The sequence below is a fragment of the Micromonospora sp. DT47 genome, from assembly GCF_049844475.1.
In the GTDB taxonomy this organism is placed as follows: Bacteria; Actinomycetota; Actinomycetes; order Mycobacteriales; family Micromonosporaceae; genus Micromonospora.
Genome location: NZ_JBNCLC010000005.1, coordinates 160,311 through 174,461 on the forward strand (window position 1 = coordinate 160,311; position 14,151 = coordinate 174,461).

Sequence of the window (14,151 nt, forward strand, 5' to 3'; positions counted from 1 at the left end):
CCCAGCGACTCCTGACGGCGGGTAGGTGAGGGAGGGGCGCGGCCCGGGAACCGGCCGGGCCCCTCCCTCACCGGCCGGGCGCCCCGGTCGTACCCGGCAGATAGGCTCGCCACCGTGACCGAACCCGCGCAGCTCAGCCACGTCGACGCGGCGGGCGCGGCCCGCATGGTCGACGTCTCCGCCAAGCCGGTCTCCGGCCGGCTCGCCGTCGCCGCCGGCCGGTTGCGCACCACCGCCGAGGTGGTCGACCTGCTCCGCCGCGACGGCCTGCCCAAGGGCGACGCGCTGGCGGTCGGGCGGCTCGCCGGCATCATGGGCGCGAAGCGCACCCCCGACCTGATCCCGCTCTGCCACCCCATCGCGCTGCACGGCGTCACGGTCGACCTGACGCTCACCGTCGACACGGTGGAGATCACCGCCACCGCCCGGACCGCCGACCGGACCGGGGTGGAGATGGAGGCGTTGACCGCGGTGGCGGTGGCGGGGCTGGCCCTGGTCGACATGGTCAAGGCGGTCGACCCGGCCGCCTCGGTCGACGCGGTCCGGGTGCTCCGCAAGGAGGGCGGCAAGACCGGCGAGTGGGTCCGCCCGGAGGACCGGCCGTGATCCGGGCGCGGGTGGTGGTGGCCTCGAACCGGGCCGCGGCCGGCGTCTACGCCGACACCAGCGGACCCCTGCTCGTGGCGGGCCTGCGCGAGCTGGGCTGCGCCGTCGAGGAGCCGGTGGTGGTCCGCGACGGCGAGCCAGTGGGGGAGGCGCTGCGCGCCGCGCTGGCCGACGGGGTCGACGTGGTGCTGACCAGCGGTGGCACCGGGATCACCCCCACCGACCGGACGCCCGACGTGACCCGGGCGCTGCTCGACTACGAGATCCCCGGCATCGCCGAGGCGATCCGGGCGCACAGCCGCGATCGCGTCCCCACCTCCGCCCTGTCCCGGGGGCTCGCCGGGGTGGCCGGCCGGATGCTCGTGGTCAACCTGCCCGGGTCGACCGGCGGCGCGAAGGACGGGCTCGCCGTGCTCGGCCCGATCCTCGTGCACGCGATCGACCAGCTGCGCGGTGGCGACCACTGATGCACGGCCGACCGTCCACAGCGATAGGCTCGCCCGGTGACCGCGCGGAGGTGACGCGCGCACCGCAGTCGGCGAACGGAGGCCCCCCGGTGAGCACGGAAGCCGCCGCCGCCGCGGCGCAGGTCGCGGCGCCGCCGCCGGCCGGCTGGGAGGAGGCCCGCTCCCGGGTTTACGCGGTGGGCCTCGCCGCGGCGCTGCCCGCGGTCAGCCGGCCGCTCGCCGACGCCGACGGGCACACCCTCGCCGAGCCGCTGACCACCCAGACCGACCTGCCCGCCTTCCCCACCTCCAGCGTGGACGGCTGGGCGGTGCGCGGCGAGGGCCCCTGGGACGTCGTCGGGCGGGTGCTGGCCGGCAACAGCCCGCCCCCGCTGACCGCCGACGGGACCACCGTCGAGATCGCCACCGGCGCGATGGTCCCCGAGGGCACGACCGCCGTGCTGCGGATCGAGGAGTCCCGCCGTACCGCCGACGGCCGGGTGGCCGGCACGCCCCGGCCGGCGCCGGAGTGGCGCGAGCCGGGCGAGGAGGCGTCCGCGGGCGAGGAGCTCCTCCCCGCCGGCACCCCGGTCGACCCGGCGCTGATCGGGCTGGCCGCCTCCTGCGGCCACGACCAGCTGCGGGTCCGCCGGCAGCCCCGGGCCGCGCTGCTGGTCTTCGGCGACGAGCTGCTCACCGGCGGTCCGCCCGGCGCGGGCCGGGTCCGCGACGCGCTCGGCCCGGCGGTGCCGGCCTGGCTGCGCCGCTACGGCTGCCAGGTCCGCCCGTCCGACGTGGTCGGCCCGGTGGCGGACACCCTCCCCGCCCACGTGGCGGCCCTGCGCGCCGCGCTGGCCGGCGCCGACCTGGTCTGCACCACCGGCGGCACCATGCACGGCCCGGTGGACCACCTGCACCCCACGCTGGAGGCGCTCGGCGCGGACTACGTGGTCAACACGGTCGCCGTCCGCCCCGGTTTCCCGATGCTGCTCGCCCGGCTCGCCGGCGACGACGGCCGGGTCCGGTTCGTCGCCGGCCTGCCCGGCAACCCGCAGTCCGCGATCGTCGCCCTGGTCTCGCTGGTCGCCCCGCTCCTCGCCGGCCTCCAGGGCCGGCCGATGCCGGTGCTGCCGCACGCGACACTCGCCGAGCCCGTGCCCGGTCGCGGCGACCAGACCCACCTCGCCCTGGTCCGGTTGGACCGGGCCACCGACACCGCCCACCCGGTCCGGCACGTCGGCTCGGCGATGCTGCGCGGGCTGGCCGGCGCCGACGGCTTCGCGGTGATCCGCCCCGGCACCATCGGCGAGGTCGGCGCGCGGGTGCCGGTCGTACCGCTGCCGTTGCTGCCCGGGGAGCGGTCGTGGTGACCGCCGGCCCGGCGGTGACCGTGCTCGCGGTCTCCGACCAGCCGCTCGACCTCGCCGCGCACGAGGCGGCGGTCGCCGACCGCCGGGCCGGCGCGGTGGTCTCCTTCCAGGGCGTGGTCCGCGACCACGACCACGGCCGGCCGGTCACCCTGCTGGAGTACGAGGGCCACCCCAGCGCCGTCGACGTGCTGCGCGAGGTGGCGGCCGAGGTCGCCGCCGACCCCGACGTGTACGCGGTCGCGGTCTCGCACCGGATCGGCCGGCTGGACATCGGCGACGTGGCACTGGTGGCGGCGGTCAGCACCGCGCACCGGACGGCGGCCTTCGCGGCCTGCGCCCGGCTGGTCGACGAGGTCAAGGCGCGGCTGCCGATCTGGAAGCGGCAGGTCTTCGCCGACGGCACCGAAGAGTGGGTCAACTGCCCCTAGCCGCCCCCCGCCCCTCCAAGATCCGCGCACTTTCACAGAAGGAGTGGCTGTTCCGCGTCGGAAAGCCGCTCTTTCTCTGAAAAAGTCGCCCGCACCGATCGGGCGGGGGCGGTGAGCGGGAGGGTCAGCGGCGGCCGGTCGCGGTGGCGACCCGGGCGAGCCGGTCGGTGTAGAAGGCGGGCTCGGCGCCCGGGCGCCACGGCAGCGCGGCCACCAGCACGATCAACGCCAGCGCGAGCGAGTTCTCCATCAGCGCGCCGAACAGGCCGTCCTGGTAGTGGGAGACCTCGGGGAGCTGGTGCTCGTACGGCCAGATCGGCGAGATCACGAAGAGCAGGTAGAGCCCGGCCGCCGCGACGCCGTGCCGCAGGCCGGTGAGCGTCGGGTACCAGATCGGCGGGCGCAGCCCGTTGACCCCGGGCGGCCCCCCGTACGCGGAGACCTGTCCGGGCCGCGGGGACAGGCCCCGGCTCGCCTCGCGGCGGCGTACCGCGGCGTCGGCCAGCACGACGATCGCCGGGATGACCCAGACCAGGTGGTGCGACCAGGAGATCGGGCTGATCACGTTGGCGGTCAGCCCGATCAGGGTGAACGCGGTCAGCTCGTCACCGTCGGCGCGCGCGTTCGCCGCCCGGGAGAGCCCGAGCGCCAGGATCAGCACGGAGAACGCCAGCCAGAGCAGGCCGGGCGTCTCGATCGAGTCGTAGAGCCGGGCCAGCAGGCCGGCCAGCGACTGGTTGGGGGTCATGTCCGCGGCCCCGACCCGCTCGGTATGCCACAGCACGCCGCCGAAGTAGGCCCGCGACTCCGTCCCGACCAGCGCGAACGTCCCCATGGTCACGCCGATCGTGGTGCCGACGGCGGTGGCCGCGGTACGCCACTGACGGGTGATCAGCAGGTAGACGATGAAGAGCGCGGGGGTCAGCTTGACCGCGGTGGCCAGGCCGATGCCCGCGCCCGCCCAGGATCCGCTGTGCAGGAAGCGCAGGAACGCGCCGTCGGTGGGCCGGCCGTGGGTGCCCCGCCGGGACCGCCAGCGCAACCCCACCAGGTCGGCCATGACCAGCGCGAAGAGCAGCAGGTTGACCTGGCCGTACCCGAGGGTCTCCCGGACCGGCTCGAGGGCGACGGCCATCGGCGTCGCGACGGCCACGGTGAACCAGAGCGGCCAGGCCAGCCGGTCGACGATCGGGCGCAGCAGCGCGGCCAGCACGACCGCCAGAGCGGCGATGCTGACCGCCGCGTTGATCCAGCCGGCGGCCTCGATCGGAAGGCGGGCCATCGGCAGCATCATCAGCGCGGCGAAGGGCGGGTAGGTGAACCCGAGGGTGGTGGTGGGTGCGATGAACTCGTAGAGGTCATGACCGCTCGCCCACCACACCACCGCGCCGTGGTAGATCTTCATGTCGAAGAAGTTGTACGGCCGCCCGAACGCACCGATGGCGAGCCATGCGGTGTAGGCGACGGTGGCCACGACGCCGGTCCGTACGACTGTCCTTCGATCGATACCACGCGTTGCGCGACGGACTGGGGCGAGGCGGTCCACCCGTCTACCGACGGTCGCCGGCATGGCGTGGCCACCCCCGTACCAAGATCGTCCTACCCGTCCAGGTCCGGTACGGAGCCTAGAACGGCGCCTCACGTTGATGCCTCCCGCGTTATGCGACCGTGTCCGATCCCACACATGTTTTTGACATTTCCACCGCGTTAACGGCTGTCGGGTGGTTCAGGTAATTCGCGGCCTTGCGGGGGTGATGGCCGTATTGACGCAGGTCAGCCCGGAAGTCGTCTGGCGGCGGACGCGGACCGGACCGCGATCCGGGCTTCCCGGCGGGCGGTACGCACCGCGCGCTGCACGGAACGTTGAGAGTGGCCGATGCGGTGACCCGCCCGCCAGCGCAGACCCGGCTTCCCCTCGGTGTCCGCGGCGGCGAGCAGCAGGCCACCGAAGAGCCCGAGATTCTTCAGGAAGTGGACCTGGTTGTTGTTCCGCATCGCCGGGTCGTCGTTGTTCCAGAAGGGATGTCCCGCGGCCGTGGTGGGTACCAGCGTGCCGGCGAGCACCAGCGCGGCCGGCCGGGTGAACTTCCCGGTGGCCAGCATCAGACCGGCGGCGAGTTGCACGGCGGCATTGGCGCGGATCAGTGTCTCGGTGTCGGTGGGGAGCTGGGGGGCGACCCGGGTGATCAGCGGGGCGACCCGGTCCGTCAGCGGCTTGGCGGCCGGGACCAGGCGCTGGGGGTCCTGGAGAATGCGAGCGCCGCTGACCACGAAGATGCCGCTCAACATGACACGGGCGAGGGAGCGCACGGGTTTCATGGATCAGTCATACCCCGTCGCGGCGGCTGCTACCCGGGCAACGGCCGATCCGGACCGGCCGGCGTGGACATCACGCCACGCCGATCCGAGCGACCGTCGCTGATGGACCGGCGTCGGCGGGTAACGTCGCGCGGGTGACCACCCTGCGGCTCCGCCCCGAGGACCCGGCCGACCACGGCCCGGTCCGCCAGGTGCTGGCCGCGGCCTTCGCCCGGCCGGACGGCACCACCCCGGGCGAGGTCGCCCTCGTCGAGGAGCTGCGGGGCACCGACGCCTGGATCCCCGAGCTGGCGATGGTGGCCGAGTACGGCGGCGAGGTGGTCGGCTACGCCCTGCTGAGCCGGGTCCGGGTGGAGTCCGACGACGTCCGCGCCCCCGCGCTGGCGCTCGGCCCGGTCGCGGTGGCCCCGCACCGGCAGCGGGTCGGGCACGGCACGGCGGTGGTACAGGCCGCGCTGGACGGGGCGACCGAGCTGGGCGAGCGACTGGTGGTGGTGCTCGGCGACCCGGCCTACTACCGGCGCTTCGGCTTCACCCGGGCGGACCGGATGGGCCTGACCAGCCCTTGGTCGGGCCTGGGCGAGCCCTGGCAGGCGCTGGTGCTGCCGCCGGCCACCAGCGGCGAGCCGCCCGTGCCGCGTGGCGAGGCGGTCTTCCCGGCGCCCTGGTCCCGGGTCTGACCGCCGGGCTCATGCCGGCTGGGTGCGCAGGTAGCGGCCGAAGTGCGGGACGGTGAACGCGACCGTGCCGCGCTCGCCGGAGTAGATCAGCCCCTTCTTGATCAGCGCGTCCCGGGCCGGGGAGAGGCTGGCCGGCTTCCGGCCGAGCGCCCGGGCGATCTCCGCCGTCGGTACGGCCGCGTCCATGTCGTCCCGGCCGCCGCCGTCGGCCTCCCCCGCCACCAGGGACAGCGTCGCCATCGCCCGCATGTACTCCCGCTCGGCCGGGGTGGCCCGCTCGAACCGGGAGCCGAAGAAGCCGACCGCCAGCTCGGACTCCGCCTCGGGCGCGGCGACCCGGACGTCCGCGGCGGTGATCGGCGAGCGGGGGGCGTGGTCCCAGGTCGCCTTCCCGTACGACTGGACGAAGTACGGGTAGCCGCCGGACTTCTCGTAGAGCAGGTCGAGCGCCTTCTGCTCGTACTCGACCTCCTCCCGCTCGGCCGGCGCGCAGAGCGCGTGGTCGGCGGCGATCCGATCGAGCCGGTCGATGCGCTGGTAGCGGAAGAGCCGTTCGGAGTACGACTTGGCCGCGCTGAGCACCGCCGGCAGGTGCGGCAGGCCGGCGCCGACCACGATCAGCGGCGCGCCGAGCTGGGACAGTTCGTGGCAGGCGGCGCAGAGCGCGGAGACGTCCTCCGCGCCGAGGTCCTGCATCTCGTCGATGAAGACCGCGATCCCGGTGCCCACGTCGGCGGCGACCGCCGCGGCGTCGCTGAGCAGCTCCACCAGGTCGATCTCGATGTCGCCGGAGTCGGCCCGGCCGCTGGTCGCCGGTACGTCGATGCCGGGTTGCCAGCGGTCGCGCAGCTTCGGGGCGGCGCCGCCGCGGCCGCTCGGGGCGGACCGCTGGGCGAACGCCTTGAGCACGCCGAGGAAGGCGTCGATCCGGTCCGGGGCGCGGTGCCGGGGCGCGAGTTCGCGGACCGCCATGTGCAGCGCGGCGGCCACCGGGCGGCGCAGCGACTGATCCGGCCGGGCCTCGATCTTGCCGGTGCCCCAGAGGTGGTTGATCGCCTGCGAGCGGAGGGTGTTCAGCAGGACGGTCTTGCCCACGCCACGCAGGCCGGTGAGCATCAGGCTGCGTTCGGGGCGGCCCCGGGCGATGCGTTCCAGCACCACGTCGAAGACGTCCAGCTCCCGCCCACGGCCGGCGAGTTCGGGCGGGCGCTGGCCGGCGCCGGGGGCGTACGGGTTGCGGACCGGATCCACGCATCGCACAGTATCGGCCCGTCTAGCCGCGGGGCTAGAGATGCATAGACAGGGCTACCGGCGTGTCTCGGGCCCTCGAGATGAATCTGGGGCTGTCTAGCGTCCACGCTAGAGAGCCCCAGATTCGGTTACCGGTGGGATCAGCGCTGCTTGAGGCAGAGGACGAAGTCGAGGGTGTCCAGCTCGCTGTCGAAGAAGTACCAGTTGGTGTAGCCCTTCACCTGGGCGCACTTCGCCTCGGCGTCCCTCTCGCCGCTGGTCGCCCCGTCGAAGCGGCGCAGCACCTCGTACGTCTTCGGGGCGCAGTCGCTGATCAGCAGCTTGGGCTTGCCGCCGGCCGGACCCTCGTTGCGCACGCACTGCCCCGCCTTGACGAACCGCGGGTCGGCCGACGAGGCGGGGGCCGGGGTGGTGGGCGCCGGCTCGGCCGGCCCGGGGACCGCCGCGCTCGACTGAGCGGGCGCGGTGGTGCCGGCCGCCGGGCTCGGCTCGTCGTCGTGCCCGAGCAGGTACCAGATGGTGCCCACGCCGGCGAGCACCAGCACCGCCAGCACCGCCAGCACCGCGATCAGCGGCCCCCGGCCGCGCTTCGGCGCCGGGTTGCCCGGGTACGCCGCCGGACCGGCCGTCGAATACGGGTCGTACGCCCCGGTCGGGACGTACCCGCCGGGGGCCTGCGGCGGGTAGCCCGACTGCCCGGCGTACGACTGGTAGGGCTGACCCGGCGCGGCGGCCGGCTCCCGCGGCGGGTAGCCCGGGGCGGGCTCGCCCCAGCCGCGCTGCTCCGGCGCGGCCCCGTACCCGTCGTCGGGGAGTCGCCCACCCCACGGCTCCGCGGAACCGCCACCCGGGGGTCCGTAGTTGGCCATGCACGCCCTCCCGCATACGAGTGCTGAAGGCCGGCCACCCCGGGAGGGACGCCGACGCCTTGGTCACCGTAGCCTGGTCCACCGATGAGCTCACCTCCCGCGAGTGCGACATCCGCCCGCCCCGCCCTGATCTGGACCGCGCTGATCCTGGTCTACGTCCTCTGGGGCTCCACCTATCTCGGCATCCGGATCGCGGTGGAGTCGCTGCCGCCGCTCGCCTCGGCCGCCACCCGGTTCGCCGCCGCCGGCCTGGTGCTGGCCGCCGTCCTCCGGTGGCGCCGGGGCCCCGGCGCACTCCGGGTCGACCGGGGCCAGCTCGGCTCGGCCGCCCTGGTCGGGTTCCTGCTGCTCGCCAGTGGCAACGGGTTGGTGGTGCTCGCCGAGTCCGGCCCGCCCGGGGTGGCGGTGCCGTCGGGCATCGCCGCGCTGCTGGTGGCGACCGTCCCGCTGCTGGTCGTGGTGCTCCGCACGGCCACCGGGGACCGGCCCCGGGGATGGACCTTCGCCGGGGTGACACTGGGCTTCCTCGGGCTGGTGCTGCTGGTCCTGCCGACCGGCGGCGCGGGCGCGGCACCGCTGGCCGGCGCGCTGACCGTGGTCGCCGCGGCCACCTGCTGGTCGATCGGCTCGTTCCTCTCCGGCCGGTTGCGGATGCCCGCCGATCCCTTCGTCGCCACCGTGTACGAGATGTTCGCCGGCGCGGCGGCGCTCGCCGTGCTGGCGGTGGGCCGGGGCGAGCTGCGGGGCTTCTCCCCGGCCGAGGTGACCACCCGGTCCTGGCTCGCCCTGGCGTACCTGATGGTGGCCGGCTCGCTGGTCGCCTTCACCGCGTACGTCTGGCTGCTGGCGCACGCGCCGATCTCGCTGGTCGCCACCTACGCGTACGTCAACCCGGTGGTCGCGGTGGGGCTGGGCGCGCTGCTGGTCGCCGAGCCGGTCACCGCGCAGGTGTTGCTCGGCGGGGCGGTGATCGTGGCCGGGGTGGCCCTGGTGGTGAGCACCGAGCGCCCCCGGCGGCCGGTCGAGGGAGCCGCGGTGGGGACAGCCGTGGAGCCGGCCCGCCGGTAACGTCCCGGGCCGTGTCCGTCGGCCTGGTGGCCACCGCCGTGCTGCTCGGTGCGCTGGTCGGCGGCGCTGGTCGCCGGCGCCCCCGGCCGGTTGCCCGTCGCGCGTGCTGGGCCACGGCGTGTCGGGCCGGCCGGGCAGATTCCGCGGTGATCGACATGACTGAGAGGCATGAATATGCCTCTCAGTCATATCGCTGATGACGATGACGGGACGCACCGGGATCACGGTGCGTGACGCCATGGGCTCGTCCGAGCGTCCGGCCGCGTGCCACCTCCGTCGTGGGGCGGGGAGCCGGGCGGTCAGATCAGCCGGAGCTGGCGGTCCCTGGGGCGGCGCGGCTCGGCCTCGCCGAACCGCTCGAACAGCCCCGGGTCGATGACGTCGAGGAACGGCGACGGCCGGCACTCGCGCTCCGACCCGTGCCGGACCCGCCGGGCGGCGTGACTGACGTAGAGCCGGTCCTGGGCGCGGGTCAGCCCGACGAAGAAGAGCCGGCGCTCCTCGGCGACCGCGTCGTCGTCCGGTGCGGACCCGGGCCAGCGCAGCGGCAGCAGCCCGTCCTCCGCGCCGACCAGGAAGACCACCGGGAACTCCAGCCCCTTGGCGGCGTGCAGGGTCAGCAGGGTGACCGCCTCGGCGCGCGGGTCGAGCGCGTCCACCTCGGCGCCGGTGGCCAGCTGGGACAGGAACAGCTCCAGGTCGTCGCCGCAGCGGCGGGCCAGCGGGGTGAGCAGGTCGACGGCGGTACGAACGTCCTCGGGGCGTACCGCGCCGGAGCCATCCAGGGTGGGGGCGGCGAACCGCTCGGCGAGCACCTGGCCGGTGAGGCGTACCCGGGCGGGCAGCCCGCCGCCGAGGCCGTCGGCGTGCCGCAGCTCGCGGGCGATCGCCATCACCCCGGGCCGGTCCCGCAGCCGGTCGTGCGAGCGCTTCTGCACCGGGATGTTCGCCCGGGCCAGCGCGTCCACGATCGGCGCGGCCTGCGAGTCGGTGCGGTAGAGCACCGCGATGTCGGAGAACGACAGGGTGGTCGCCCGGCCGTCGATCCGGCCGGAGTCCAGCGACCGGTGGGAGAGGCCGCCGACCAGCTCGTCGATGGTGCGTACCACGAAGTCGGCCTCGTCGGAGACGGAGGCCGCGGGGTAGCGACCGACCAGCGGCGCCTCCGGGTCGAGCCGGGCCGGGTCCAGCCGGCGGCCGCGGACCAGCGACGCCGGCGCGATGGCCTGCACCGCTGCGGCCAGGATCGGTGCCGAGGAGCGGTAGTTGCGGTTCAGCCGGACCAGCCGCGCGTCGGTGAAGTCCTGCGAGAAGCGCAGGAAGTAACCGACGTCCGCGCCGCGGAACGAGTAGATCGCCTGGTCCGGGTCGCCGATCGCGCAGAGGTTGCCGTCGGCGGGGCTGAGCAGGCGCAGCAGCTCGTACTGGACCGCGTCGACGTCCTGGTACTCGTCGACGAAGATCCACCGCCACCGCTCCCGGTAGCCGCGCACCAGTTTCTTGTCGGCCCTGAGCAGCGCGACCGGCAGGGTGAGCAGCTCGTCCAGGTCGACGAGGTCCTGCTTGCGCAGCAGCGCGGTGTAGCGGGCCGGGTCGTCGCCGGCCTCGGCGCGGGCCGCCGACCGGTCCGCGTCGTCGGCGATCCGGAAGTCCGCCGGCAGCCCGGCCGCGTCCGCGTTCTCCCGCAGGATGGTCAGCCCGAGCGAGTGGAAGGTGCCCACGGTGACGTCCTCGGCCACCGGCCCGAGCAGCCCGTCCAGGCGGTGCCGCAGCTCCTCGGCCGCCCGGCGGGTGAAGGTGATCGCCAGGCACTGCTCGGGGAAGACGTTCAGCTCCGCGCAGAGGTACGCGATCCGGTGGGTCAGCGTCCGGGTCTTGCCGGTGCCCGGGCCGGCCACGATGAGCAGCGGCCCGCCCGGCGCGGAGGCGGCCACCCGCTGCATCGCGTCCAGCCGGTCCAGCAGGCCGGTGCCGACCTCCTCCATGCCGGCGAGCATCGGCTCGAACGGCTCGTGCGGGGAGGGCGCCGGCGCGATCGGTGGGGGCGGCGCGGACTTCCGCTTCGGCTCGGGCTTCGCTGCCGCCGGGCGCTTGGCCTTCGCCTTCGCCGCCTGCTCCGCCGGGGTGCGCTGCGCGGGCACGGGTACGTCGAAGAGCGTCTCCTGCGCGGTCGGGGCACCGGAGGCGCCCAGCTCCGCCGGGTCGAAGAGGGTGATCACGCCGTACTCGCCGTCGTAGCCCGGCACCCGGCGGACGTCGCCGCGCCGCAGCCGGCCGATCCCCTCGGCGAGCAGCTCCCCGCCGACCCGGCCGATCTCGTTCAGCGGGGTGGCGGTGAGGATCTCCAACTCCGGGCCGAGCGCGGTGATCAGCTCGTTGAGCTTCCCCTCGACCTTCTTCGACCGGGCACCCACCTTGTTGATCTCACCGAGGATCTCGGCCAGCGGCACCAGGTGGGTGACCTCGCGGGCGTGCGGGGGGCGGTGCCCCTCGGGCCGGTCGGCCAGCTCCCCCACCCGGCTCAGCACCCCGACGGTGAGCGGCTTGCCGCACTCCGGACAGCGTCCGCCGGCCTCGCGGGTGCGTTCCGGCGACCAGTTGACGCCGCAGAGCCGGTGCCCGTCCGCGTGGTACTTCCCCTCCTCGGGGAAGAACTCGATCGTCCCGGCCAACCCGTCGCCGGTGCGCAGTGCCTCCCGGATCGCGAAGTAGTCCCGACCCGAGTCGAAGACGGTGGCCTCCCGGGCCAGCGCCGGCGGCGAGTGCGCGTCCGAGTTGGAGACCAGTTGGTAGCGGTCCAGGCTGCCGACCCGCCAGTTCATCTCCGGGTCGGAGGAGAGGCCGGTCTCCACCGCGAAGACGTGCTCGGCCAGGTCGGCGTAGCAGTCCGCGATCGCGTCGAAGCCGGACTTCGAGCCCAGCGCGGAGAACCAGGGCGTCCAGATGTGCGCCGGCACCAGGTAGCCGTCCGGGCTCGCCTCGAGGGTGATCTCCAGCAGGTCCCGGGAGTCCAGGCCGAGGATCGGCCGGCCGTCCGAGCCGAGGTTGCCGATCCGGCCCAGCGCGGTGTTGAACCGGGCCACCGCGTCCAGGTCGGGCAGGTAGATCAGGTGGTGCACCTTGCGGGTCCGGTCGTCCCGCTTGTAGATCGTGGAGATCTCCACGCTCAGCATGAACCGGACCGGGTCGGTCTCCGCCGCGCTGGCCAGCCGGGGCGGCAGCCGCCGGGCGATGTCCCGCTCCGCCTCCGGGCTCAGCCGGTACAGGCCCGGCTCGGCCGGGTGCAGCGTCTCGCGGAGGTGGTCGTACCAGGCGGGGTGGGTGAAGTCGCCGGTGCCGAGCACCCCGATGCCCTTGCGCCGGGCCCACCAGCCGAGGTTCGGCAGGGTCAGGTCACGGCTGCACGCGCGGGAATACTTCGAGTGGATGTGCAGGTCCGCGACGAACGACGGGACGCCACCGGGGGACGCGGCGCTGAACGGAGGCACGCCGCATCCTGTCACGGCCGGTCCACTGCCCGCCCGCCGCCACGCGTGGGCGTGACCTGAGCAATGCGGTGCTGGACTGTGCGGCCCACCCGCGTTATGGGGTGCGGAGCTCGACCAGGGTGATCTGCGGCGGGGCGCCGACCCGGACCGGCGGACCCCAGAAGCCGGCGCCGTTGGTCACGTAGACCTTGGTGCCGTCCACCTCGCCCAGCCCGGAGACCACCGGCTGCTGGAGCCCGACGAGCAGGTTGAACGGCACGATCTGGCCGCCGTGGGTGTGCCCGGAGAGCTGCAGGTCGACGCCGAACTTCGCCGCCTCGAGCGCGGCCACCGGCTGGTGGGCCAGCAGCACCACCGGGCGGCTCGGGTCGCGGTCGCCCAGCGCGGCGGCGTAGTCGGCGGGGGCGGCCAGGCCGGTCCCGGCGGCGGTGACGTCGTTGACCCCGGCCAGGTCCAGCACGCCGCCCCCGGCGCGGATCTCCTGGCGCTGGTTCTGCAGCACCCGCAGGCCGAGCCGGTCCAGCTCCTGCACCCACTCCTCCACGCCGGAGTAGTACTCGTGGTTGCCGGTGACGAAGAAGTTGCCGTACCGCGAGCGCAGGTCACGCAGCGGCTCGGCCGCCTCGCCCAGTTCGGCCACCGAGCCGTCGACCAGGTCGCCGACGACCGCGACGAGGTCGGCGTCGAGCCGGTTGATCGCGGCGACGATCCGCTCGGTGTGCGCCCGGCCGCGCAGCGGGCCGAGGTGGATGTCCGAGACGGTGGCGATCCGCAGGCCGTCCATGCCGCGGGGGAGCCTGGCCAGCGGGATGCGTACCCGGTCCAGCTGCGGCGGACCCGTCGCGCTGCGGACGCCGTACCCGGTCACGCCGGCGGCGGTGAGCCCGGCGAAGATCGCGGCCCCCCGGGCGAGCAGCAACCGGCGGGACGGGTCGTGGTCCGGCTCGGCGACCGCCTCGGCGGCCGGCGGGTCGGCGGCCGGCGGGTCGGCGGCCGGCGGGTCGGCGGCGCCGGCGGCCCCGACCAGCACCGGCTCCGGCGCGGCGGTGGTCGCCTCGGCCACCGTCGCCCGGCGGCGCAGCACCAGCTTCGCGACCGCCATCGGCACTTCCAGCACCAGCAGCAGCACCAGCAGGTAGAACATCACCGCAAGCCACAGGTAGCCCGGCCAGGCCAGCCAGTGCGCCCCGACCCGGGTGCCCACCATGGTGGCCGGTACGAGCAGCGCCAGCACCAGCGCGACGACTCCGCCGACCCGCCGCCACCGCCCCGGGCCGGTGGTGTCCCCGACCAGTCGCTTCCACAGGTAGAAGTGGATCAGACCAGTGATCAGCGCGAGGGTGGCCACGAAAGCCAGAGTCGCCAACATGCCGCCCCTTCTCAGCCGCCCGCGAAGGGGGGCAGCACGTCGATCGTGCTCCCGGCCGGCAGCGGTGTCCGACGATCATGACAGGTCACGCCGTCGACCAGGAAACTCGCGACCTGCAGCACCGCGGCCAGCCGGGGCCCGTGCCGTTGCGTGAGCTCACCGACCAGTTCGTCCAGACTGCGGCCCGCGGATGCGGTCTCCTCGGTCCGGCCGGCGGCGGCCCGGGCTCCGGCGAAGTAGCGGACGGTGACGTCCAC

12 protein-coding genes and 1 pseudogene are annotated in these 14,151 nt (G+C 74.7%); 6 read left to right on the top strand and 7 right to left on the bottom strand.

The genetic code is table 11. The features are described 5' to 3' along the window. Nucleotides 1-114 precede the first annotated feature (114 nt). The 4 genes from moaC to ACLQ2U_RS10040 all read left to right on the top strand — a co-directional run bounded on the left by moaC (nucleotide 115) and on the right by ACLQ2U_RS10040 (nucleotide 2,850). The gene (gene moaC, locus ACLQ2U_RS10025) at nucleotides 115-606 is read left to right on the top strand and encodes a cyclic pyranopterin monophosphate synthase MoaC (protein WP_425750292.1); all 492 of its coding nucleotides are present in this window, start codon (nucleotides 115-117) and stop codon (nucleotides 604-606) included. Next, on the top strand, nucleotides 603-1,073 hold the full coding sequence (locus tag ACLQ2U_RS10030) for a MogA/MoaB family molybdenum cofactor biosynthesis protein (protein ID WP_425750293.1): 471 nt from the start codon (nucleotides 603-605) through the stop codon (nucleotides 1,071-1,073). The genes moaC and ACLQ2U_RS10030 overlap by 4 nt, the downstream gene beginning before the upstream one ends. An 89-nt stretch (nucleotides 1,074-1,162) precedes the next feature. After that, nucleotides 1,163-2,422 (top strand): molybdopterin molybdotransferase MoeA, encoded by a 1,260-nt coding sequence (locus ACLQ2U_RS10035; RefSeq protein ID WP_425750294.1) that lies wholly within the window; start codon nucleotides 1,163-1,165, stop codon nucleotides 2,420-2,422. Beyond that, nucleotides 2,419-2,850: a molybdenum cofactor biosynthesis protein MoaE gene (locus ACLQ2U_RS10040; protein ID WP_425750509.1), complete on the top strand. Its 432-nt coding sequence runs from the start codon at nucleotides 2,419-2,421 to the stop codon at nucleotides 2,848-2,850. Before ACLQ2U_RS10035 ends, ACLQ2U_RS10040 begins: the two co-directional genes overlap by 4 nt. Before the next feature lie 124 nt (nucleotides 2,851-2,974). Here the strand turns inward: ACLQ2U_RS10040 and ACLQ2U_RS10045 are convergent, their stop codons facing one another. Then, nucleotides 2,975-4,420 carry a glycosyltransferase 87 family protein gene (locus ACLQ2U_RS10045; RefSeq protein WP_425750295.1) on the bottom strand — a complete coding sequence of 482 codons (1,446 nt, stop codon included), beginning with the start codon at nucleotides 4,418-4,420 and terminating at the stop codon, nucleotides 2,975-2,977. A 203-nt stretch (nucleotides 4,421-4,623) separates the two neighbouring features. Continuing rightward, a complete protein-coding gene (locus ACLQ2U_RS10050) occupies nucleotides 4,624-5,169 on the bottom strand; it encodes a DoxX family protein (protein WP_425750296.1) in 546 nt (181 codons plus the stop codon). A gap of 134 nt (nucleotides 5,170-5,303) precedes the next feature. Between ACLQ2U_RS10050 and ACLQ2U_RS10055 the strand changes: the two genes are divergently transcribed. Then, nucleotides 5,304-5,849, top strand: coding sequence for a GNAT family N-acetyltransferase (locus ACLQ2U_RS10055; RefSeq protein WP_425750297.1), 546 nt, complete (start codon nucleotides 5,304-5,306; stop codon nucleotides 5,847-5,849). A 9-nt stretch (nucleotides 5,850-5,858) separates the two neighbouring features. Here ACLQ2U_RS10055 and ACLQ2U_RS10060 read toward each other — a convergent pair whose 3' ends face one another. Further along, entirely contained in the window at nucleotides 5,859-7,100 is a 1,242-nt protein-coding gene (locus ACLQ2U_RS10060; RefSeq protein ID WP_425750298.1) for an AAA family ATPase, read from the bottom strand. Nucleotides 7,101-7,240: 140 nt separating this feature from the next. After that, a pseudogene (locus ACLQ2U_RS10065) lies at nucleotides 7,241-7,720 on the bottom strand (LppU/SCO3897 family protein); the annotation flags it as partial. A gap of 333 nt (nucleotides 7,721-8,053) precedes the next feature. On the opposite strand from ACLQ2U_RS10065, the gene ACLQ2U_RS10070 reads away from it, so the two are divergent. Continuing rightward, complete coding sequence (locus ACLQ2U_RS10070) at nucleotides 8,054-9,037, top strand: EamA family transporter (protein ID WP_425750299.1); 984 nt, start codon at nucleotides 8,054-8,056, stop codon at nucleotides 9,035-9,037. A gap of 299 nt (nucleotides 9,038-9,336) precedes the next feature. Here the strand turns inward: ACLQ2U_RS10070 and ACLQ2U_RS10075 are convergent, their stop codons facing one another. The 3 genes from ACLQ2U_RS10075 to ACLQ2U_RS10085 all read right to left on the bottom strand — a co-directional run bounded on the left by ACLQ2U_RS10075 (nucleotide 9,337) and on the right by ACLQ2U_RS10085 (nucleotide 14,151). Beyond that, nucleotides 9,337-12,525, bottom strand: a complete 3,189-nt coding sequence (locus ACLQ2U_RS10075) for a UvrD-helicase domain-containing protein (protein WP_425750300.1) — start codon at nucleotides 12,523-12,525, stop codon at nucleotides 9,337-9,339. A 94-nt stretch (nucleotides 12,526-12,619) separates the two neighbouring features. Continuing rightward, nucleotides 12,620-13,894 (bottom strand): metallophosphoesterase, encoded by a 1,275-nt coding sequence (locus tag ACLQ2U_RS10080; protein ID WP_425750301.1) that lies wholly within the window; start codon nucleotides 13,892-13,894, stop codon nucleotides 12,620-12,622. An 11-nt stretch (nucleotides 13,895-13,905) separates the two neighbouring features. Continuing rightward, the gene (locus tag ACLQ2U_RS10085; protein ID WP_425750302.1) at nucleotides 13,906-14,151 is read right to left on the bottom strand and encodes a MoaD/ThiS family protein; all 246 of its coding nucleotides are present in this window, start codon (nucleotides 14,149-14,151) and stop codon (nucleotides 13,906-13,908) included.

Coding starts and splice junctions, on each gene's coding strand:
- ACLQ2U_RS10070 (WP_425750299.1), top strand. CDS start 8,054: ATGAGCTCACCTCCCGCGAGTGCGACATCCGCCCGCCCCGCCCTGATC.
- ACLQ2U_RS10050 (WP_425750296.1), bottom strand. CDS start 5,169: ATGAAACCCGTGCGCTCCCTCGCCCGTGTCATGTTGAGCGGCATCTTC.
- ACLQ2U_RS10045 (WP_425750295.1), bottom strand. CDS start 4,420: ATGCCGGCGACCGTCGGTAGACGGGTGGACCGCCTCGCCCCAGTCCGT.
- ACLQ2U_RS10080 (WP_425750301.1), bottom strand. CDS start 13,894: ATGTTGGCGACTCTGGCTTTCGTGGCCACCCTCGCGCTGATCACTGGT.